General features: G+C 54.8%; 21 protein-coding genes. 8 read left to right on the top strand and 13 right to left on the bottom strand.

All coding sequences use genetic code 11. The annotated features are described in order from the left end of the window. The first annotated feature begins 164 nt into the window (after positions 1-164). Positions 165-1,751 carry an APC family permease gene (locus ACR0DU_RS02360; protein ID WP_480872273.1) on the top strand — a complete coding sequence of 529 codons (1,587 nt, stop codon included), beginning with the start codon at positions 165-167 and terminating at the stop codon, positions 1,749-1,751. A 47-nt stretch (positions 1,752-1,798) separates the two neighbouring features. Here the strand turns inward: ACR0DU_RS02360 and lon are convergent, their stop codons facing one another. The 4 genes from lon to ACR0DU_RS02340 form a co-directional block, all read right to left on the bottom strand. Continuing rightward, positions 1,799-4,207 (bottom strand): endopeptidase La, encoded by a 2,409-nt coding sequence (lon, locus tag ACR0DU_RS02355; protein WP_480872271.1) that lies wholly within the window; start codon positions 4,205-4,207, stop codon positions 1,799-1,801. A gap of 234 nt (positions 4,208-4,441) precedes the next feature. Next, positions 4,442-4,852 (bottom strand): DUF6636 domain-containing protein, encoded by a 411-nt coding sequence (locus tag ACR0DU_RS02350; protein ID WP_480872270.1) that lies wholly within the window; start codon positions 4,850-4,852, stop codon positions 4,442-4,444. 92 nt (positions 4,853-4,944) lie between these two features. Beyond that, on the bottom strand, positions 4,945-6,075 hold the full coding sequence (gene tgt, locus ACR0DU_RS02345; protein WP_480872269.1) for a tRNA guanosine(34) transglycosylase Tgt: 1,131 nt from the start codon (positions 6,073-6,075) through the stop codon (positions 4,945-4,947). Positions 6,076-6,138: 63 nt separating this feature from the next. After that, positions 6,139-7,050: a nucleoside hydrolase gene (locus ACR0DU_RS02340; RefSeq protein WP_480872267.1), complete on the bottom strand. Its 912-nt coding sequence runs from the start codon at positions 7,048-7,050 to the stop codon at positions 6,139-6,141. 175 nt (positions 7,051-7,225) lie between these two features. On the opposite strand from ACR0DU_RS02340, the gene ACR0DU_RS02335 reads away from it, so the two are divergent. The 3 genes from ACR0DU_RS02335 to ACR0DU_RS02325 all read left to right on the top strand — a co-directional run bounded on the left by ACR0DU_RS02335 (position 7,226) and on the right by ACR0DU_RS02325 (position 8,853). Beyond that, positions 7,226-8,116: an SPFH domain-containing protein gene (locus tag ACR0DU_RS02335; RefSeq protein WP_010439798.1), complete on the top strand. Its 891-nt coding sequence runs from the start codon at positions 7,226-7,228 to the stop codon at positions 8,114-8,116. Next, positions 8,116-8,394 (top strand): NfeD family protein, encoded by a 279-nt coding sequence (locus tag ACR0DU_RS02330; protein ID WP_170469854.1) that lies wholly within the window; start codon positions 8,116-8,118, stop codon positions 8,392-8,394. The genes ACR0DU_RS02335 and ACR0DU_RS02330 overlap by 1 nt, the downstream gene beginning before the upstream one ends. A gap of 96 nt (positions 8,395-8,490) precedes the next feature. Next, positions 8,491-8,853: an SUF system Fe-S cluster assembly protein gene (locus ACR0DU_RS02325; protein ID WP_480872265.1), complete on the top strand. Its 363-nt coding sequence runs from the start codon at positions 8,491-8,493 to the stop codon at positions 8,851-8,853. Positions 8,854-9,072: 219 nt separating this feature from the next. Here the strand turns inward: ACR0DU_RS02325 and ACR0DU_RS02320 are convergent, their stop codons facing one another. Next, the gene (locus tag ACR0DU_RS02320; protein WP_480454802.1) at positions 9,073-9,405 is read right to left on the bottom strand and encodes a hypothetical protein; all 333 of its coding nucleotides are present in this window, start codon (positions 9,403-9,405) and stop codon (positions 9,073-9,075) included. Between the two features lie 176 nt (positions 9,406-9,581). Here ACR0DU_RS02320 and ACR0DU_RS02315 point away from each other — a divergent pair, with 176 nt between their 5' ends. Then, positions 9,582-9,947, top strand: coding sequence for a HesB/IscA family protein (locus tag ACR0DU_RS02315; protein WP_480454801.1), 366 nt, complete (start codon positions 9,582-9,584; stop codon positions 9,945-9,947). Here ACR0DU_RS02315 and ACR0DU_RS02310 read toward each other — a convergent pair. Beyond that, entirely contained in the window at positions 9,944-10,858 is a 915-nt protein-coding gene (locus ACR0DU_RS02310) for a 2-oxoglutarate and iron-dependent oxygenase domain-containing protein (RefSeq protein WP_170778787.1), read from the bottom strand. The genes ACR0DU_RS02315 and ACR0DU_RS02310 overlap by 4 nt on opposite strands. 121 nt (positions 10,859-10,979) lie before the next feature. Between ACR0DU_RS02310 and tpiA the strand changes: the two genes are divergently transcribed. Then, complete coding sequence (gene tpiA, locus ACR0DU_RS02305; RefSeq protein WP_010439784.1) at positions 10,980-11,729, top strand: triose-phosphate isomerase; 750 nt, start codon at positions 10,980-10,982, stop codon at positions 11,727-11,729. A 6-nt stretch (positions 11,730-11,735) separates the two neighbouring features. Here the strand turns inward: tpiA and ACR0DU_RS02300 are convergent, their stop codons facing one another. The 6 genes from ACR0DU_RS02300 to ACR0DU_RS02275 form a co-directional block, all read right to left on the bottom strand. Beyond that, positions 11,736-12,047, bottom strand: a complete 312-nt coding sequence (locus tag ACR0DU_RS02300) for a DMT family transporter (protein WP_170539385.1) — start codon at positions 12,045-12,047, stop codon at positions 11,736-11,738. 157 nt (positions 12,048-12,204) lie between these two features. After that, positions 12,205-13,581 (bottom strand): TRAP transporter large permease, encoded by a 1,377-nt coding sequence (locus tag ACR0DU_RS02295; protein ID WP_480872262.1) that lies wholly within the window; start codon positions 13,579-13,581, stop codon positions 12,205-12,207. Continuing rightward, positions 13,581-14,258 (bottom strand): TRAP transporter small permease, encoded by a 678-nt coding sequence (locus tag ACR0DU_RS02290; RefSeq protein ID WP_170469832.1) that lies wholly within the window; start codon positions 14,256-14,258, stop codon positions 13,581-13,583. The genes ACR0DU_RS02295 and ACR0DU_RS02290 overlap by 1 nt, the downstream gene beginning before the upstream one ends. A gap of 116 nt (positions 14,259-14,374) precedes the next feature. Next, positions 14,375-15,376, bottom strand: coding sequence for a DctP family TRAP transporter solute-binding subunit (locus ACR0DU_RS02285; protein ID WP_480872260.1), 1,002 nt, complete (start codon positions 15,374-15,376; stop codon positions 14,375-14,377). A 368-nt stretch (positions 15,377-15,744) separates the two neighbouring features. Next, positions 15,745-16,974: a sigma-54-dependent transcriptional regulator gene (locus tag ACR0DU_RS02280; RefSeq protein ID WP_480872258.1), complete on the bottom strand. Its 1,230-nt coding sequence runs from the start codon at positions 16,972-16,974 to the stop codon at positions 15,745-15,747. After that, positions 16,971-18,704 carry a sensor histidine kinase gene (locus tag ACR0DU_RS02275; protein ID WP_480872256.1) on the bottom strand — a complete coding sequence of 578 codons (1,734 nt, stop codon included), beginning with the start codon at positions 18,702-18,704 and terminating at the stop codon, positions 16,971-16,973. The genes ACR0DU_RS02280 and ACR0DU_RS02275 overlap by 4 nt, the downstream gene beginning before the upstream one ends. A 46-nt stretch (positions 18,705-18,750) precedes the next feature. Here ACR0DU_RS02275 and ACR0DU_RS02270 point away from each other — a divergent pair, with 46 nt between their 5' ends. Further along, positions 18,751-19,932 carry a cytochrome P450 gene (locus tag ACR0DU_RS02270; RefSeq protein ID WP_480872255.1) on the top strand — a complete coding sequence of 394 codons (1,182 nt, stop codon included), beginning with the start codon at positions 18,751-18,753 and terminating at the stop codon, positions 19,930-19,932. A gap of 126 nt (positions 19,933-20,058) precedes the next feature. Here ACR0DU_RS02270 and ACR0DU_RS02265 read toward each other — a convergent pair whose 3' ends face one another. Continuing rightward, positions 20,059-20,532 (bottom strand): Lrp/AsnC family transcriptional regulator, encoded by a 474-nt coding sequence (locus tag ACR0DU_RS02265; protein ID WP_010439761.1) that lies wholly within the window; start codon positions 20,530-20,532, stop codon positions 20,059-20,061. Positions 20,533-20,777: 245 nt separating this feature from the next. On the opposite strand from ACR0DU_RS02265, the gene ACR0DU_RS02260 reads away from it, so the two are divergent. Next, positions 20,778-21,092 (top strand): DUF2849 domain-containing protein, encoded by a 315-nt coding sequence (locus ACR0DU_RS02260; RefSeq protein WP_170469818.1) that lies wholly within the window; start codon positions 20,778-20,780, stop codon positions 21,090-21,092. The last annotated feature ends 31 nt before the right edge of the window (positions 21,093-21,123 follow it).

Raw genomic sequence — 21,123 nt, 5'->3', positions numbered from 1 at the left:
ACTCGTGGCAGAAAGTGCTCGAAACGACTGGAAAAACTTTCCAATTCGTTGCTTTAGACACTGAGATTCTTGCATGATTATAGAGACTTGCCATGTTTCCTGCGGCCTGCTTATCCTGAAACTGTGGTCTGTCGAACCAACGGATTTCCTGGGTGGGTTAACAAATGGCGAAACTGAAGCGGGAAATCGGCCTCGTTGGTCTTACGTTCATTTCAGTCGGCGGCATCATCGGATCGGGCTGGCTATTCGGCCCACTGCTCGCCGTGCAGCATGCCGGCCCTGCCGCTATTCTTTCCTGGATCATCGGCGCCGTTGCGATGTTCATTTTGGCGATCACATTTGCCGAAATCTCGGCGATGCTGCCTATCCCCGGCGGCATCGCACGCGTCCCGCAGTTTTCGCATGGCAATATCGTGTCGATGGCGATGGGCTGGACCGCCTGGATTGGCTACAATACGACCGCCCCAATCGAGGTTGAGGCCATGCTTAAATACCTCGCGCCATACGCGTCTTGGCTCCATACGGCAGAAACTGGGGAACTGACCGGGGCCGGTGTCTCTGTTGCACTGCTATTCATGCTGTTATTCGTTGCGGTAAACGCGCTGGGGGTTAAGTTTTTCACCCAGGTAAATGCGACACTGACCTGGGCTAAAGTTGCGATCCCAGTTGTCTTGTCAGTTCTGTTGATCGCATCAAGATTTGAAACGCAAAACTTTACGACGCCAGATGGATTCGCCCCCTATGGTCTTAAGGGTATCATGGCGGCCGTATCTACTGGCGGCGTGATTTTTTCCTTCATTGGATTCCGGCATGTGGTTGATATGGCTGGGGAAGTTCGCAATCCGAAATTTGCTATACCGACCGCATTGGTTCTTTCCATTGTGCTGTGTGCACTGATCTACCTCGGACTACAGGTTGCCTTTATAGGAGCACTGGACCCCACAATGATCAGCCAAGGCTGGGCGCACCTGAGCTTTGGCGGTCAAGGGCCGTTGGATGGTGTCATCATGTCAGTTGGGCTGTTGTGGTTTCTCAGCCTTTTGAACATTGGTTCGATTATTGGCCCTTTTGGCAATGGGCTTGTAGCGACAGGCTCAAATGCAAGGATCGCAATGGCCCTGTCGCAAAATGGATTCCTGCCGAAGCGGTTGCAGATGCTCTCATCCTTTGGCGTCCCTCTGTGGGCGCTGGCGCTGAACTTTCTGATCGGCACGCTGTTCTTGCTCACCGTACCGTTCACTACAGTCATCGCCTTGAACGGGGCCGCAATCGTCCTCTCATTTGCGGTCGGCCCCATCGCCGTGGTGTGCCTGCGCGATCTGCTACCTGATCAACCCCGCTCGATCCGTATCCCCGCGGTCAAACTTGTCGCGATCACAGCCTTCGCCATTTCGACGTTGATCGTTTATTGGAGCGGCTGGGACACGGTCTGGAGGCTTGGTATTGCCTTGCTTATTGGCATGGCGCTGCTGCTGATCCGCTTTCACAACCGGCTTGATGAGATGGACGCGACAGAAGCCCTTTGGCTGATGCCATATTTCTGCGGCCTGGGGCTGATATCTTACATGGGGCAATTTGGAGACGGTGCGCAGAAACAAATCCCATTCGGTTGGGATATTTTGCTTTGCATCGTATTTTCGATGGTGATCTTCGCACTCGCTGTACGTTCGGCCCTGTCGGACAAAAAGTTTCAGGCTTACATCTCTGATGAAGAAGTGCTCGATCCGTCCAAACCGGTCATCGGCCTTTAAACAAAAAAAGGCGGGGATGACCCCGCCTCTTAACTTTATCAGCAGTCTTAGTGAGCTGTCGCAGACGGTCCGGCACCTTCGGCCGCTTTTGCAGCCGCCGCGGCAGCCTCTTCCGCAGCCTCGTCCCAATCAATCGACTCAGGCGCACGGATAAGTGCCTGCTCAAGGACTTCCGAGACGTGCTTGACCGCGATGATTTCCAGTCCCTCCTTCACGTTATCCGGAATCTCTGCCAGATCCTTTTCGTTCTCTTCAGGGATCAGAACAGTTTTGATCCCACCACGAAGAGCAGCCAGCAGTTTTTCCTTCAAACCACCGATTGGCATAGCATTCCCGCGCAGCGAGACCTCGCCTGTCATAGCGATGTCCTTGCGTACCGGAATACCTGTCAGAACCGAAACAATCGAGGTCACCATCGCCAAGCCCGCTGACGGCCCATCCTTGGGCGTCGCGCCATCGGGCACGTGGACGTGGATGTCGATCTTGTCGAACTTCGGTGGCTTCACGCCGATCTGAGGCGAAATCGACCGAACGTACGACGATGCTGCGTCGATGGATTCTTTCATCACATCGCCCAGCTTACCTGTGGTCTTCATCCGACCCTTACCGGGCAGTTTCAGCGCCTCGATATGCAGCAAGTCGCCCCCGACCGAGGTCCAGGCCAAGCCGGTGACAACGCCGACCTGATCGTCCTGTTCTGCAAGGCCGTAGCGGAACTTAGGCACGCCTAGAAAGTCATCCAGATTTTCCGGCGTCACCGTCACGGTTTCCGCTTCTTTCTTGATGATCTTGGTCAGCGATTTTCGCGCCACTTTGGCGATTTCACGTTCAAGGTTCCGTACACCCGCCTCACGCGTATAGGTGCGGATGATCGATTGCAGCGCCTCATCGGTAAGTTCGAACTCTTTGTATTTCAGACCATGGTTCTTGACCTGCTTGCCGATAAGGTGCTGCTTGGCAATCTCGCTCTTTTCGTCTTCGGTATAACCAGCCAGCGGAATGATCTCCATCCGATCCAGCAGAGGCCCGGGCATATTGTAGCTGTTCGACGTGGTCAGGAACATCACGTTGGACAGGTCATATTCGACCTCCAAGTAGTGATCCATGAACGTGTTGTTCTGTTCTGGATCCAGCACCTCCAGCATCGCTGAGGCCGGGTCGCCACGGAAGTCCTGTCCCATCTTGTCGATCTCATCGAGCAGGATGAGCGGGTTCGTGGTCTTCGCCTTTTTCAGCGCCTGAATGATTTTACCGGGCATCGAACCGATATAAGTCCGACGGTGGCCCCTGATCTCGGATTCGTCGCGCACGCCACCCAACGAGATGCGAATAAACTCGCGCCCCGTGGCTTTGGCGACGGACTTACCCAGTGAGGTCTTACCCACGCCCGGAGGGCCAACAAGGCACAAGATCGGGCCTTTCAGCTTCTTCGAACGCTGTTGAACTGCGAGGTATTCAACGATCCGTTCCTTGACCTTTTCAAGACCATAGTGATCAGCGTCCAGAATGTCCTGTGCACGGCCCAGATCCTTTTTGACACGGGATTTGGTGCCCCATGGCAGAGCAAGGATCCAGTCCAGATAGTTGCGCACAACAGTGGCCTCGGCCGACATCGGCGACATGTTCTTGAGCTTTTTCAGCTCACCCTCGGCCTTCTCGCGCGCTTCTTTTGAAAGCTTGGTCTCGTTGATCTTGGCTTCCAGTTCGGCGACTTCGTTGCTGCCGTCCTCACCATCGCCGAGCTCTTTCTGAATGGCTTTCATCTGCTCATTCAGATAGTACTCGCGCTGCGTCTTCTCCATTTGAGATTTGACGCGGGTCTTGATTTTCTTCTCGACCTGCAGAACGGACATTTCGCCCTGCATCAGGCCATAGACCTTCTCAAGCCGCTCGCTGACGGAAAGCGTCTCAAGCAATTCCTGCTTTTGTTCGACCTCGATGCCTAGATGACCTGACACAAGGTCGGCCAGTTTCGCAGGCTCGGTGGTTTCACCGACCGCAGCCAGCGCTTCCTCGGGGATGTTCTTACGCACTTTGGCATAGCGCTCGAACTCATCCGCGACAGTGCGCAAAAGCGCTTCGGTCGTGGTGACATCGCCGGGAATTTCGGTCAGATACTCAGCTCGCGCTTCAAAAAACTGATCGTTTTCAAGGAATTCTGTGATCTGTACACGTGCCTGCCCTTCGACCAGCACCTTAACGGTACCATCGGGCAGCTTCAGCAGCTGCAGTACATTGGCCAGAACGCCCGAGCGGTAGATACCGTCGATCTCTGGATCATCCTCGCCGGGGTCAATCTGGCTGGACAACAGAATTTGCTTGTCATCCTGCATCACCTCTTCGAGTGCGCGGACCGATTTGTCCCGGCCCACGAACAGCGGCACGATCATATGTGGGAATACCACGATGTCGCGCAGCGGCAGGACGGGGTATGAGGAATTCAGAGGCTCTTGCATGCTCTATCCTTATCATTGGCAAGACGGCACCAGTCCCTGTGTCAGGCAACCTTTGGCCATCTCCTGTCTTGGACGATAAAGGTGGGGCACCTGTTCCCCCATTTCAACCTCATCGCCGTTTGTCGTGATGCAGCATGACCCGATGATTTGGGGACTTCAAGGCATCCCGCAGACATATCCACCGATTTTGGCCCGGCGCACTGACAAAACCTCCAATAAATTGTCAGTTGGGGATCAAAATATCCGCTGCTTGGCGCGAGATAAAAAGAACCCGTGGCCGACTTCATTCCTGCATTCCAAACCCTTTTTCGAGGAATGGCAGATAAATCCACCAAACGTCCCGGTTACGCCATATTCTGCGCGATCATAACCGTCGCGATTTTGATTGACAGGTTGGCACAGCATGCGGACAGCGCCTTTATCGGTCATGAAAAATTCATGTCCCCAATCAGACTGACAATCCGCAGGTCGTGGCAAAGCAGGCGCGCCGCTACGCTCAATTATAGTGCAAGATAAATCCGAGGCTCCGGCATCCTGCCCGACCACACATTGGATGTTTTCAGACGGGGTCTCAAAGGTCCAGACATCTGCGTGGGCCAAGGATGCACGAAGAACGATTGCTATAGAAACAAGTAAGCGAGGCATGGAATCCTCCTTAACAAAACAATGAAATTGATGAAACAAACTGAGAACAGTATAGCAAACAGGGCGATGTTTGTCACCGCATGAGACGCAATCTAGAGCGGTTCTATATCGCCCTGCTCTCGTTGTGCATGAAACTGCGCCTGCCACTGCGCAAATGTTCCTTTAGAAATAGCTTCACGCATGCCCTGCATGATTTCCTGAAAGTAGTGAAGGTTATGCCAGGTCAGCAGCATACCCGAGATCATCTCATTTGACCGGAATACATGGTGCAGATAGGCGCGGGAATAGTTTGAGCACGCAGGGCACGTGCAATGCTCATCCAGAGGGCGCGGATCGTCAGCATGGCGGGCGTTCTTGATGTTTACCACGCCGTAGCGTGTGAACACCTGCCCGGTACGTCCGGACCGCGAAGGCAGCACGCAATCCATCATGTCGATCCCGCGTGCCACGGCACCCACGATGTCGTCGGGTTTGCCCACACCCATCAGGTAGCGCGGCTTATCTTTAGGCAGGAATTCTGGTGCATAATCAAGACAGCAGAACATGGCCTCTTGCCCCTCGCCCACCGCGAGCCCACCAACCGCGTAGCCCTCAAAACCGATCTGTTTTAGCGCTTCTGCGCTTTCTTCACGCAGGTCTTGTTCCAACCCGCCCTGCATGATCCCGAACAAGGCATGTCCGGGGCGATCACCGAACGCATCCCGAGACCGTTCGGCCCATCGCATTGACAATCGCATCGACTCGGCGATGCGGTCCCGATCCGAAGGCAATGCCGGGCATTCGTCGAAACACATCACGATGTCCGATCCCAAAAGGCGCTGAATCTCCATCGAACGCTCAGGGGTCAATTCGTGCTTTGACCCATCGATATGGGATTTGAAGGTCACGCCCTTCTCTGTCAGCTTTCGCAAACCAGCCAGCGACATGACCTGAAACCCGCCCGAGTCTGTCAGGATCGGGCGTTTCCAGTTCATGAACTTGTGCAAACCACCCAGGCGGTCGATCCGCTCGGCCGTAGGGCGTAGCATCAGGTGGTAAGTGTTGCCCAGCAAGATATCTGCACCGGTTGCGCGGACGCTTTCGGGCATCATTGCCTTAACCGTCGCCGCAGTCCCAACGGGCATGAATGCAGGCGTCCGCACCTCGCCGCGAGGCGTGTTGATCACGCCAGTGCGGGCCTTGCCGTCTGTGGCTTTCAGGTCAAACGAGAAACGGTCGGTCATGTTGGGGCCTCGGGTCGCGGAACCGGGCAGGCTTTGCCCGATCTGCTGGTTCAATGCAACCCGTCAGGGCAGAGATGCAACGCGTTCGGTAAACAGTTGTACAACCCCTGCCCCGTCCACATTCCGGCATACGCGCACTGCAGGCCGCGAAGGGTTAATACGTGTGGCCCCGATGTCAGATCCTTCGAGCGACACCTGCAAACCAGTTTCAACCACATCGAACATTGGCTCATGTGTGCAAGCGATTACTGCCGTTGAATCGTGCAGGCCACAACCTTCAAGCCCGCCAACCTCTTTGTAGAATTTTAAATAGAATCGCGAGATGTCGCGCAGAAAACCACCCATATCGGGGGATTTCTGAGCCAACCCTTCGAAGTCGGCAGTTTCATAAAGCGTTTTCAAGGTCACATCCAAGCCAACCAGCACGGTCGGCAGAGACGCAGCGAATACTTCATCGGCAGCCTTGGCATCATGGTAAATATTCGCTTCTGCATGCTCAGTAATGTTACCCGGGCAGTAAACCGCGCCACCCATGATCACCAGCTTGGCCACATTGTCGGCAAAATCCGGGTCAAGCTTGATTGCATCCGCAATATTGGTAAGCGGGCCAACAGCACAAACGACCAATTCACCGCGATGCGCGCGCGCCATTTCAACCAGGAACTCTGCGCCTGTCAGCGCGTGGTTCTCGCCAATATGCGGGATATCGGTAAAATCACCGAACCCTTCAGGCCCGTGTACATGCTCGGACGGCGCGTGGCGGTCTTCACCACGTGCAAATGGCGCCCCTTCAGCTACTGGAATATTCAATCCAAGTTTATCAACCAGATAGCGCGCATTGCGACTGGATTGATGCACATGAGTATTACCAAAGACGGTCGTCAGGCCGACCAACTCTATTTCCGGAGCTGCAGCGGCATAGGCGATGGCCATCGCATCATCGATGCCGGGATCAGTATCAATTATCAGTTTCATCCCCGCCCGATACCGCAAACACAGGTAGGATGCAAAGCGGTCACAGGCAAAGAATTCGCGCCGCATTAACTGTTTCAAAGATTTGCATTTGGGCGCACTCAATCCATACCAGAGTTGAAATCGGGCGACTCAATCCCCAAATGTATACTATAGTACACAATAAATGAGGACAGATATGACAGAAGACCAGATTATCGGACTGCTTACTTCGAACATTATTTATCTGCTGGCGGCAGCGCTAATTGCACTTGTCATCTTCAAGGGCATCAAGATCGTGCCTCAATCCGAGAAATACGTGGTTGAACGGTTCGGCCGCTTGCGCTCGGTCCTTGGGCCCGGAATCAACTTTATCGTTCCTTTTCTTGATGTTGCACGCCATAAGATATCCATCCTTGAGCGTCAGTTGCCCAACGCAACTCAAGACGCGATCACCAAGGACAATGTTCTGGTGCAGATCGATACCTCAGTGTTCTACCGTATTCTGGAACCTGAAAAGACTGTATACCGTATCCGTGACGTAGATGGTGCGATTGCCACAACCGTGGCCGGCATCGTCCGTGCGGAGATTGGTAAGATGGACTTGGATGAAGTTCAGTCGAACCGCGCGCAACTGATTGAACGCATTCAGGAAAGTGTCGAAACCGCTGTTGACGATTGGGGTATCGAAGTGACCCGCGCCGAGATTCTGGACGTAAACCTCGACCAGGCCACCCGTGACGCAATGCTGCAGCAGCTGAATGCCGAGCGCGCGCGCCGCGCACAGGTAACAGAGGCCGAAGGTCAGAAGCGTGCCGTTGAGCTGCAAGCCGATGCCGAGCTTTATGCCGCTGAACAGACCGCCAAAGCCCGCCGTATCCAGGCCGAGGCCGAAGCCTACGCGACTCAGGTTGTGGCCAAGGCGATTCAAGATAATGGATTGGAAGCTGCGCAATACCAGGTCGCCTTGAAGCAAGTGGAATCACTGAACGCTTTGGGTAATGGCAGCGGCTCTCAGACAATCGTGGTACCGGCAAATGCTATTGAAGCGTTTGGGAATGCCTTTAACATGCTGAAAGGAGGAAAATAATGGCTGAACCTTTCTGGCTTACTTGGTGGGTCTGGCTGGCCGCAGCGCTCGCTTTGGCCATCCTTGAGGTCGCCCTGCCAGGCTTCATCTTTCTTGGCTTTGCCATCGGAGCAGCCATCACAGGATTGCTGTTGCTGATACCAGGGCTGGTGCCTTCCCTGCCCGTTCTATTGCTGATCTTTGCGGTTCTTTCGCTGGTATCCTGGCTCGCACTACGCCGCATGTTCGCACTGCCTCACGGACAGGTCAAAACCTTCAATCACGATATCAACGAGTGATTTTGTACTGGCGCCCATTCCGGGCGCCACTGCCCCTCTGGACGCTGGTCAGCGGTTTCCCTATATAATTTCTCAGGTAACAGACCCGAGGCATCAATGACCCACCCCAGCGAACAGTTTGAAGGCAGCCCGCTCATTGCGCCTTCGACCATCGAACATCCTTTGTACGACGCGATAGTGGACGCGTGCCGAACAGTTTTTGACCCTGAAATTCCGGTCAATATCTTTGATCTGGGTCTGATCTATACCATCGACATCACCAATGAAAACGCGGTCAAAGTCATTATGACCCTAACGGCCCCCGGCTGCCCGGTCGCCGGCGAGATGCCCGGCTGGATCGTGGAAGCCATTGAACCCGTTGCGGGCGTCAAGGAAGTTGACGTCGAACTGACTTGGGAGCCGCCTTGGGGTATGGAGATGATGTCGGATGAAGCGCGGCTTGAGCTGGGGTTCATGTAACCCCTTTTCTCATCAGGTTTTATCGTTTGTCGTGAAACGGTTACGCGCTTATTACAAATGCGTAGACATTGTGACACAAAAAGCCGGTACTTTTCGGTTGTTTGCGCAGTGATACATACTGTGCTGGCACACCGGGTCGTAAACCTGTCTGTTGTCCCCAAATTGACCTAGCCCGGATATTGACCGCCCTTGCCCGAGGGCGGTCTTTTCCGGTCGCTGCTAGTTGAGCCCACAGGTCGATTTGATTTCCGCGGCTCTCGCATCCAACTGTTCGACGTAATCGCCTGAAAGCATCTTTAGATGTTTGTTCTCGGTCCCGGTTATCAATCCCAATAAAGCTCCGGCTGGTAGGATCGAGACAACGCTTTCCGCTTGTTGTTCCTCCGCATGCTTCTTTTCCGCAGCGATCGCACGAAGATCACCCGGAGCTGTGGCACAATTGACCGGGTGCCGTTTGTCATCACCGGTGGCGAATGTCGGATAAGCCAGTGCAATGCAAACCAACCCAGTGGAAATACTTCGACCAAACAACTGCTTTGCTCTCAATGCCATCTTACTTCGCCTCTGTCAGAACAATAAATCCACGTCATCCGACCATATCCCGCGCGATATCGCCAACCCGAATTCCCGATCAACCCGCCACATGTGTGGGAATTGTGCCCTCCCTCTCTTGAGCCCGACGAGCGTCGGCCTTAGATTGGAGATAACGCGCGAATACGGAGCCCATCATGTTTGGCATTCCCGGCAAACAAGCCGTGACCATGACATCCAAAGCCGCCGAACAGATTGTTCGGCTGATGAATTCTGGCGGTCACGCCGGTCTGCGCATTGGCGTCAAGAAAGGCGGCTGTGCTGGTATGGAATATACCATGGACTATGTCGATGAGGCCGACCCAAACGATGAAGTGGTCGAACAGGATGGTGCCCGCGTGATGATCGCGCCAATGGCACAGATGTTCCTGTTTGGGACCGAGATCGACTATGAGGTTTCACTGCTCGAATCCGGCTTTAAGTTCCGCAACCCGAACGTGGTCGATGCCTGCGGCTGCGGGGAATCGATCAAGTTCGACGATACTCTGGCGACGCAGCGTTAAGACGCTGCCTGCAGGTGCACGTAAGTTTCATTAAATCGCTGCGTCAAGTGCTCTCCAGCCCGAATTATCTTGCCTGAATCCGGCGGGGCGACATTGGTGTCATAAGAGGGATTGAAGAACAGCGGGACCGAGATTCGCTCGTCTGAACTCCCTTTGACTCTATGTTCGGTTGCCGTGACTTCACCGTCTGTCCAGAACTCCAACATTTCGCCAAAATTGATAATGAACTGCCCCGGCGCGGCGTTTATAGCCTGCCAATCGCCATCAGGCATACGCACCTCTAGCCCAGGAGTACCATCGGTGGCCAACAATGTCAGGCAGCCATAGTCAGTGTGAGCAGCGATTCCAAAATCGTTTTCTCCTGCCCAATCAGGTCGTTGCGGATAGAAGTTACCGCGCAGCAAGGCCATGGGCGTATCAAAGGCGGTATCAAAATTGTTCGCATCTCGACCGATGGCAACGGCAATAGCACGCAAAACGCGCATGGCAATGCCGCAAGCGTCCGAATAGTAGCTTTGGATTATTGTCCGGAACTCGCCGGAAAATTCCGGCCAGAGGTTTGGGGCATACACGCTCAGTTCGCGGCCTGCATAGGGATTATTCGCAGACAGTTCATAGCCGCAGTCAAAGACTTCTTTAAAATCCGGGTTCGCCGTAGGATCGACTTGCTCAGAACGAGGAGCGCCCCAGCCGCGGTTGGCACCGGTGGTGGCCATGTCTACAGTCCGCTTGATCTGGTCAGGTTGTCCAAAAAAGTTGCGATATTCGCTTATCACCTGCTGAACGCGCTCAGCACTGAGTCCGGTATTGAAAATCGTTAGAAATCCGACCCGGCCAATGGCATGTCTCAGCTTATCCATCTCCGCTGGCTCACGCTGGTCCAGCTTTTCAAGGTCTAGGTTGTCTATCATGCTGCCCTCTGCATTTACGCGTGCAATCTGTCCACACAATTCGCGGTCCGCAACCGGAATTGTCAGCGCTGCTTGCCGGTGATATCCGGGATGCAGAACGCACAAAACCGGAGGGATCGCAATGCGGCGTAAGTTGGCGGCAGGCAATTGGAAAATGAATGGAACCGGCGTTGCGCTGAACGAACTGAAAGAGTTGAGCGCGTCACATCCCTCTTCCCCTGTCGAAATACTGATCTGCCCGCCTGCCACATTGCTTCATCGCGCTGGTAACACTGTCGAAGGCTCGGGAATCACTGTCGGCGGACAGGATTGCCACGCCGCGACTTCGGGCGCGCATACCGGGGATCTAAGCGCCGAGATGCTGCTTGATGCAGGGGCAGACGCAGTAATACTCGGTCATTCCGAACGTCGAGAGGACCATGGCGAACAGAACGAAGACATTCGCGCCAAGGCCCGCACAGCGATGGACGCAGGCCTTAAGGCGATAGTCTGCGTTGGCGAAAGCCTTGAACAGCGTGAAGCGGCGAACACGCTGGACATCATCGGAGGTCAGATGTCGGGATCAATCCCGGATCAGGCGACCGGCGAAAATCTCATTGTTGCCTATGAACCCATTTGGGCGATTGGGACCGGCAAAGTGCCAACCCTGGAAGAGATCGGCGAAGTGCACGATTTCATCCGCGCCCGGCTGGAACGCCGCTTTGGTGAAGGCGTGGGCCGCTCGGTCCGGTTGCTCTATGGTGGGTCGGTAAAACCCAGCAACGCCGCCGAGATTTTTGGAGTATCAAATGTCGACGGGGCACTTGTGGGTGGCGCAAGCCTGAAAGCCCAAGATTTCTCGGGCATCATTCGCGCGCTTGAAAAGGCCTAAGTAGAATTAGGCCAGTTTCATTATTACCAAACCGGTCACAATCAGAACCGCCGCACCGATCCGCATCGGTGTCAGCGCTTCGCCCAGAAACAAGATGCCGACGGTGAACGCACCGACGGCGCCGATTCCGGTCCAGATGGTATAGGCCGTTCCAAGCGGCAACTCCCGCATGGCCATCGCAAGCAGACCAAATGACCCGATCATTGCGACACCCATGATCGCCGTCGGCCACAAACGTGTAAAACCTGCGGTCTGCTTCATTGCGACGGCCCAGACAATCTCAAGCAGGCCAGCGAACAACAGTAATATCCAGGGCATAAGAACACCTCACTTTCCGAGTTCGGGTCGTCCCGAATGATCATCCATGATGGTGAGGTCGTCCTCTGACGCTCAGATATGCGCTTAAGCATCAGTTTCAAGGCACAAAAAACCGGGCGGATTACGCCGCCCGGTTCATATGATAGGTGTATCCAATCTAGTTGGTTATGATTTCTGGCCCCATGAAGGTGTTGGGCAGGAAGGTCGAAATCCACGGGATATACGTTACCATGATCAGGAAGACGAAGAGCACAGCTAGGAATGGTAGCGCCGCGCGCACAACACTCATCATTGGCATACCCGCGACGCCTGAGGTTACGAAAAGATTCAGACCAACCGGCGGCGTAATCATCCCGATCTCCATATTCACAACCATGATGATGCCCAGATGAATTGGGTCGATGCCCAGCTCAATCGCAATCGGGAAGACCAGAGGCGCCACGATGACCAAGAGGCCCGAGGGCTCCATGAACTGGCCACCGATAAGCAGGATCACGTTAACCACGATCAGGAACGTAACCGGCCCTAGACCCGCGGACAGCATAGCGCTTGCGATATGCTGCGGGACCTGTTCATCGGTCAGAACATGCTTCAATATCAGCGCGTTGGCGATAACAAACAGCAGCGTGACGGTCAGTTTGCCAGCTTCGAACAGCGTATGCTTGGTGTCGGGGTGCACAAAGGCCGTGACGAGAGCATAGGGCTTCTTCAACAACGAGATGTTCTTTGCTTCGCCTTCGGTGCTGAGCGGCCCCATGTCCTTGTAAACAAAGCTCGCGATCAGGAAGGCGTAGACAGCTGCAACCGCAGCGGCCTCGGTCGGAGTAAAGATACCTCCGTAGATACCACCGAGGATGATGACAATCAGGAACAGGCCCCAACCGGCTTCGCGCGCCGAGGTGAAGACTTCGCCCCAACCCTTCCAGTCTCCTTTGGGCAAGTTCTTGACCTTGGCCATGACGTAGATGGTGATCATCAACATCAGACCCGCCATCAGGCCCGGAATAACCCCCGCAAGGAACATCCGCCCGACCGAGACCTCGACCGCGGCGGCATAGACCACCATCACGATAGAGGGCGGGATCAGGATACCCAGCGTACCGGCGTTACAGATTACACCTGCGGCGAATTCCTTGGAATAGCCAACCTGACGCATCCCGGCGATGACGATGGAACCGATTGCCACAACAGTGGCCGGGGATGAGCCCGAAAGAGCGGCGAACAACATACAGGCGAACACGCCCGCAATCGCCAACCCGCCCGGCAGATGCCCCACACAGGCAATCGAAAACCGAATGATCCGGCGTGCAACGCCGCCTGTCGTCATGAAGGACGATGCGAGGATGAAGAACGGGATCGCGAGCAACGTAAAGTGCCCTTCGAACGCCTCAAACAGCGTGCCCGCGACCGAGGCCAGCGAACTGTCGGAATAGATCAGCAGGAAGAGGGTCGAACTGAGGCCCAGCGAAACCGCAATCGGAACACCGATCAGCAGCAGACCAATGACCATCGAAAAGAGAAGAACAACATCCATCAGTCATGCTCCCCCTGCTGCGCGCGAACCTCTTCGATCTCGTCCTCAACCTCGTGGCTGGCAACAAGGCGATCGGTTTCGCCGCGCCAGATTTGGACCGCGACCTGTGCGAAGCGGATCACCAGCAACAGCATCGACAAGGGCAGAACGAAATACGGAACCACCTTGGGCAGTTTCTCGTAGTACTCACCGTAGTTGATCATATCTTCGAGAAATCGCAGCGGTGCGACCATGGGGATATCGTCGACCTCATAAAAACTCTGGCTGCGTGCACTCATGTCGAAGCCGGTCGGAAACCAGCGACCCGAAGTTGGTGGCAAATCGGCAAACACCGCCCAGTAGTCATACGACCCCTTGAGCAAGAGCAGCGAAAACACCAGACAGCACGCAACCGCTATCAGCGCCAAAACCCGGCGCGGCGCAGGGGCCAGCATGTTCAGGATCGCATCAACACCCAGATGCGCGTGCTTTTTCACGGCATACGACGCACCCAGCAGCACCAACCAACCAAAGGTGAATACCGTCAGCTCTAGTGCCCAAAGAATGTTAGAGTTAAACACGAACCGCGCGATCACATTGGCGAAGGTGACAATCGTCATCAGGCCCAAGAGGCACGCGATCATGGTTTCTTCGATATGGTCGACCAGCCCGCCTTGGCCGGATTTCGCACCAGACATCTCTCTGTCCCCGCATTTTTTTGATGAGAGTGGAGGGAGTGTGGCGGGCCATCAAGGCCCGCCTGACCTACGCGTCCATAACTCCCCAGTCCCCGGACACGCGGCTTGATCCGGGATCAGAACCCGGCGTTGATCGCCTGTGCGGCGTCGATCTTGTCCTGACCTACGTCGTCAGCGAATTTGTCCCACACGGGCCTCATCGCATCGACCCAAGCCTGACGCTGCTCAGGATTCAGATCACGAATAATACCGCCTGCGTCAGTGATCGAGGCCTTAGCCGCTTCGTTCACCGCAAAGGCTTCCTTGTTCCGGGTCTCCGTCACTTCGGTTAGAATTGTCAGGAACTGATCACGGACTTCGGGGTCCAAGCTGTCCAGCCAGTCCACAGAAGTGACCACAAGATAGTCGATGATACCGTGATTGGTCTCGGTGATACCATCCTGCACTTCAAAGAACTTCTTGCCGTAAATGTTCGACCAGGTGTTCTCCTGCCCGTCCACAACACCCTGCTGCAGTGCGCCGTAGACTTCCGAGAATGCCATTTTCTGAGGGCTACCACCGATGGCTTCCATCTGTGCCACCAGAACATCCGAGGACTGCACGCGGAACTTGAGGCCGTCAGCATCCGACGGATCAACCAAAGGTTTGTTCGCGGACATCTGTTTCATGCCGTTATGCCAGAATGCCAGCCCTTGCAGGCCACGACGCTGCATGCTGTCTTTCATCGCCTGGCCATCAGCCGAGGCCTGGAATGCATCAACGGCATCGATGTTCTTGAACATGAACGGAAGGTCGAACAGGCGGAACTGTTTGGTGAACTTCTCGAACTTCGACAGCGATGGCGCGGCCAGCTGCACGTCGCCCTGCAGCATCGCCTCAAGCACTTTATCATCATTGTAGAGGGTCGAGTTCGGATAGACCTCCATGCACATAACGCCGTTCATCTCGTCATTGACGCGCTGCTCCAACAGCGAGGCGGCAATACCCTTGGGATGTTTGTCAGTATTGGTCACATGGGCAAACTTGACCACGATCTCACCGTCATCACAGGCCGCCATCCCGGCCGTCGCGGTGACAGAAAGTGCAATTGCAGTTGCTGCCGTTGTCAGGAATTTCATCAGTCTTTTCCTCCCAGATTTCCCTAAAACTTCGATCAAGCGCTCAGTCCGCGCCGTATGAAGCGGAGTGAAGCGAATCAATCTCTCCCTCTCAACGGTTTGTTCCGATACTAACCAAATTAATAATTATTGTTTATTATCAATATGTTTAATGGCCTTTTTCGCAAATCAAGAAAGCTACCGCAATGCTCTGTGCGAAATTTCGCACAGAGCAACCACGTCGAGTGCGAGTTTTCGCACAAAATCAAATCAACCCGACCGAATCGATTCGCCTGGGCAATGTGCGATCGCAGCCCGCATATGCGGGCTGCCCGGCCCAACAGTTTTGCTGGTATGTTAATACTGGCAAAATAGGCGGGAGGATCTGCCTACCGACGATAATCTTCTGGTCGTATTTCGTAGCGAGCCAACTTGTCATAGAACGTCTTGCGCGGCAGTTTCAGAGCCTTGGCCGCGTCAGAAGCCTTGCCATTGTGGCGCCCTAGTGCGGCGACCAACAATGATTTCTCGACCAGCGCCAATTGTTCGCTCAGCCCCAGGTCCGCAGCCTGTCTGACCTCTTCTGGCATTCCCAACACAAATCGCATGGCGGCAGACATCAAAGAGCGCGCATTTCCCGGCCACTCCTGTGCCATGAGAGAGGCCAGATGTTCAGGTGTTATCTCAGGCTCGGCGATACCAGCCTGTTCCGCCGCCTGTGCCACATAACGGCGAAAAATGATCGGGATATCCTCTGGGCGCTCGGACAAAGCAGGAATGCGAACCCGCATGACATCAAGGCGATAGAACAGATCGACGTTGAACCGCCCCTGTCCAGAAAGCTGTGACAAGTCGGAAGTTGTGCCTGCTATTATTCGCGCATCTGTCCCCTGCTCGATCAGTTCCAGCGCAGCATATTGAGTGGAATCCGGCATTGCAGAAACCTCATCAATAAACAGCGACCCGCCAGCCGCGTCCCCACAGGCCGTTAACAAACCTTCAGGCGTCAGGCTGGCGGCCGGGCGCTTGACAAACGGTCCCTGCCCGACCGGAGACATCAGATGCACAACCTCGGCCACTTTGGATATTCCGCTGCCCGCCGGTCCGGTGACTAAGACTTCGGCGTGTGTCGGTGCCACGCTCCGCACGCGCTCTCGCAAGGCTTCGGCCTGCTCTGACAAACCGAATAGCATTCGGGCTGCAGGATCGCCTCGCTCTAACTCGCGCTTGAGCTCACGATCACGCAACACCTCTGACCGCGCGGCAATCGCACGCTCCAGAACCGCCAGAAGATCTGCTGCCGCACAGGGTTTTTCAAGAAAATCGAAAGCGCCTTGTCCCATGGCCTGCACAGCCATTGGAATATCTCCTTCGCCGGTCAGCAAAACAACTGGTAGTTCAGGATCAACCTCGCGCGCAAAGTTCAGTAGATGGAACCCATCGCGGCCAGGCATCCGAATATCCGAGATTATCACACCGTCAAATTCGCTATGAATATGATCTTTCGCCGCAACAAATGATCCCGCTGTAACCGGTTCATATTCTGCCAATTCAAGCGTCTGTGCCAAAGCTTCACGAACAGCGGCATCGTCGTCGACCAAAAGCACTTTGCGGATCATGCAGCCTTGTCCTCGCTGAAGGGTTCCAGTTCGACGGTAAATTCAGCACCGTCGTCCGTATTTGCGCCGCGAATGTCCCCTCCGAAACTTTGAACCAAACCGTAGGAGATGGATAGCCCCAGACCCATCCCTTCAGATGAACCCACTGTCTTCGTGGTGTAGAATGGTTCAAACACGCGATCTGGGTCTTCGATACCCGGCCCGGTATCTCTGACCGAAACACGAATGGGCTGCCCCTCCGTCAAAGTGATCGAGATTTTGCGGGCTGCCCGATCAGCCATGGCGTCTGCGCCATTATTGATCAGGTTGACGAAAACCTGCACCAAACGCACTTCACCTCCCCAAGCGTAAACCGCCGAATTTGGCGGCTCCCAACTCAATTCGACGCCTTCGTCTCGTAATCGAGACTCAGTCAATTCGGCAGCCGTATTCAAAACTTCAACCAAGTCGACGCGCCCCATCGGCTCGCTTTCGTTTCTGGCAAATGCACGAAGGTTTTTTATGATCCGGGCCATACGCGCAGCCAATTCGGAAATACGGCTCAGGTTTTCGCCGGTTTTTTCTTCTTTACCGCGTTCCAGAAATGCTGACCCGTTATCAGCGAATTGCTGGATAGCCATCAACGGTTGGTTCAGCTCGTGGCTGATCCCCGCTGACATCTTGCCCAATGCGCTCAGCTTACCTGCTTGAACCAGTTCAGCCTGAGCTTGCTTAAGCGCCGCCTCGGCTTCTTCACGCTCAGCGACTTCACGGCGCAAAGCCGAGTTTGCCGCTGTCAGCGCTCGCGTACGCTGGGCCACCCTGCTTTCCAATACAGTATTGGCATCTGCTAATGTTCGCCGACGTTCTGAAGCCAGAAACAGCAACGCTCCAAACGCGAAACAGATCGCTGCAACCGCTGCTGCTTGTAATCCTGCCAAACGACGAGCAGGCGCGACATCAACTAGCATCTCGGCAGTCATCGCAATCACCGGCAGGTCGAGTGTCAGGTGCAATGCACGGCGAGGAAGATAACGCCCCCAATTCAGTTTCCAAACTTCATGCCCGGCAACTCGTGACGACGCAAATTCAACATTCTCACCTGATGGTGACATCAAACCCTGCTGGCCTTGCGCACGGTGCCAAAGCAACAGATCAGAGCGGTTCGAAATAAAAACGACCCCATCCGCATCAACAAAGAACACCGCATCTGTGCTTCCACGCCATGTCTGCTCGACATCCTGCACGTCGGCCAGAACCATCAGAGCACCCTTTATTTGCCCTGAATCTCCAAACGCTGGCGCTGCATACGAATAGATCCGATCCCCACTCTCGTCTTCGACACCATGCGCGCTCCCTAACGCTCCCTGCATGGCCCGTTCAAAAGCCGGATGCTCAGACATATCGCGCTGCGCCACGGGCTGTGCCGCCGCCAGAGCCTGCCCATCTGTGTCCAGGTAGATCACATTAACCGCAGCGGTCTTGTCAGCCACATCCAACAACACTTTTCGTGCTGCTTGCTGCTGCGCCCCGGCACCAAGCGCCTGTAATGCAGGATGGTCCGCCATCAACGCAGCCACTTCCTGATATACTTGCATCTGTGTGCTCAACCGATCCGCCGCCAGCTCCAGATCCGCCTCGGCCTTTTCGCTCAGCTGCGACAAGGCCTGACGATAGCCATATGTCCAGACCCCAGCCGACAACAAACCAACTGCGCACAAAAAACCTGCAATGATCCAAATCCGTTGCATATCTAGGGTCTTGCATTCAGCGACGCCCATGGCAAGTGTGCAGCGCATGAAGACGCTCTACCAATCCCCGACTGACCCGGCATTCGTGCAAAACCCTTACCCGTTCTATGACACTGCGCGCCAATTCGGCGATCTGTTCTACTGGGAGGAGTATGGCTTGGTTGCAGCCGCTTCGTATAAGGCCGTGCACACATTGTTGCGTGATCGGCGCTTTGGGCGCGAAATACCAACGGAATTTGCAAAACCCGGCCCAAGCCACCTTGCCCCGTGGCTTGAGGTTGAGTCGCATTCAATGTTGGAACTCGAACCACCCAGGCACACAAGGCTGCGATTGTTAGTCCTGCGGGCCTTTACATCCCGCGCCATTGCCGCGTTGGAGCCCGCCATAGAAGAATTATGCAACGATTTGATCGAGAGATTTCCCGATGGCCCCTTCGATCTATTGCAGGCCTATTGCACACAGGTTCCTGTCATTACGATCTGCCGCCTACTGGGCGTTCCAGAACAGATGGCACCAAAATTCCTGCATTGGTCCCACGCAATGGTGTCCATGTATCAGGCAAACCGAACCCGCGTAATCGAGGATGATGCTGTTGAGGCCACGCAAGAGTTTACGGCCTATCTTGAAGACTACATCGAACTGCGACGTAGAGACCCGCGCGATGACCTGATCACGCGGTTGATCGCAGCGGAAGAAGATGGCGAAAAACTCTCACGCGATGAATTGATAACAACCTGTATCCTTTTGCTGAATGCCGGTCACGAAGCGACGGTGCATGCCATCGGCAATGGGGTGAAAACCCTACTGACAACACGCACCCAGCAGCTTGTCCTGTCACCAAACTCCATTGATGAGGTCGTCGAGGAAATTCTGCGATATGATCCGCCCCTCCATATGTTCACACGCTATGCCTATGAAGAAATAGAGCTATTTGGGCACCGCTTTTCCCGCGGAGATCAGGTGGCATTGCTTTTGGGGGCCGCCAATCGTGACCCTACGGTCTGGAACCACCCCAATACGTTCGATCCATCACGAGACATCAGCGCCAACTCCAGTTTTGGCGGAGGTCTCCATTTCTGCGTCGGCGCCCCTCTGGCACGATTGGAAATGCGTATCGCGCTTTCGATCCTGTTCAACAGACATCCAAAATTGCGGCTTGCAGATGAACCTGAATACTCGAACAGCTATCATTTCCATGGGCTAACCATACTGATGGTGGAACCGTGAATCCCAGACGCGCATAAAACATCAGCCGGTCAGTCGATCCCGGATCCGTTCTTCATCTGGCCAAAAATATCCCCGGGGGGTCGCCCTTGGGCGACGGGGGCAGCGCCCCCAATCACCCGCCTTATTTCAACCGACAGATTTTAATGGCAGCATGGTGGTCGACTTGATCTCTTCCATCGACAACAAAGCCGTAACGTTGTGCACCCGAACCTCTGATATCAGTGCCTGGTAAAATGCATCATAGGCACGCGCATTCTTAACTCGCACCTTCAGGATGTAGTCGATGTCGCCCGCCAACCGATGCGCTTCCTGCACCTCAGGACGGTCTCGCAAAGCTTTCAGGAACTTCTGCTGCCATTCCGCTTCATGTTCCGACGTACGGATCAGCACAAAGAAAGTGGCCTCGAATCCAAGCGCCTCAGCATCCAGCAGAACCGTCTGTTGACCAATGACCCCTGCCCCCTTCAGCTTGCGTATACGATTCCAAACTGGCGTCTTCGAACTGCCGACACGGGCCGCGATTTCGTCCAACGACTGGCTCGCGTCCCGCTGCAGCTCGGCTAGAATTTTCCGATCCGTGTCGTCTATCCGCACCGACATTCCAAATTTCCCTCTAAATCAAGACAATGGTTCTGCTCGCAGTCAATGGAGGAACATTTGTCCTTATTTGCTGGCGCATATGGCGATTTACCGGGAATATTTCCTATATTGCCATTCAAGTCAATTCAGTCACGAGATGATCCGATGCAGGTCAAACAGTCAGATGAACGCATGAACAAGCCCGGCTTATCCCAAGCCGTGTTCGGCCTGCACCTGATCTCTGTTTTCCATAAGGAGTTTGCCTGATGGCCCGCGCTTTTACCCCTAAAGTCGTCACCGCCAACGACCTGTTGGAAGGCGATGTGATTTACCAGACCGAAGATGACCGCTGGTCGCGCGATCTATCCGAGGCCGAGCTGATCACCGATGAAGCCCATGCGCAGGTTCGATTGCTGGATGCCGCGCGCCAGGCAAACAAGATCGTTGGCGCGTATCTCGCCGATGCGATCGCCGGTGACAAAGGACCTGAACCTACCCATTTCCGGGAGGATTTCCGCCGGACTGGTCCGTCCAACTATGCCCACGGCAAACAGGAAACCTCCCCGCAGCCCCGGGTCTGATTTCAGGCTCTTCTCTCTCCCCTTCAAGGCC

Source organism: Ruegeria sp. G2 (assembly GCF_056533505.1).
This window is presented reverse-complemented; position numbering and strand designations above follow the sequence as displayed.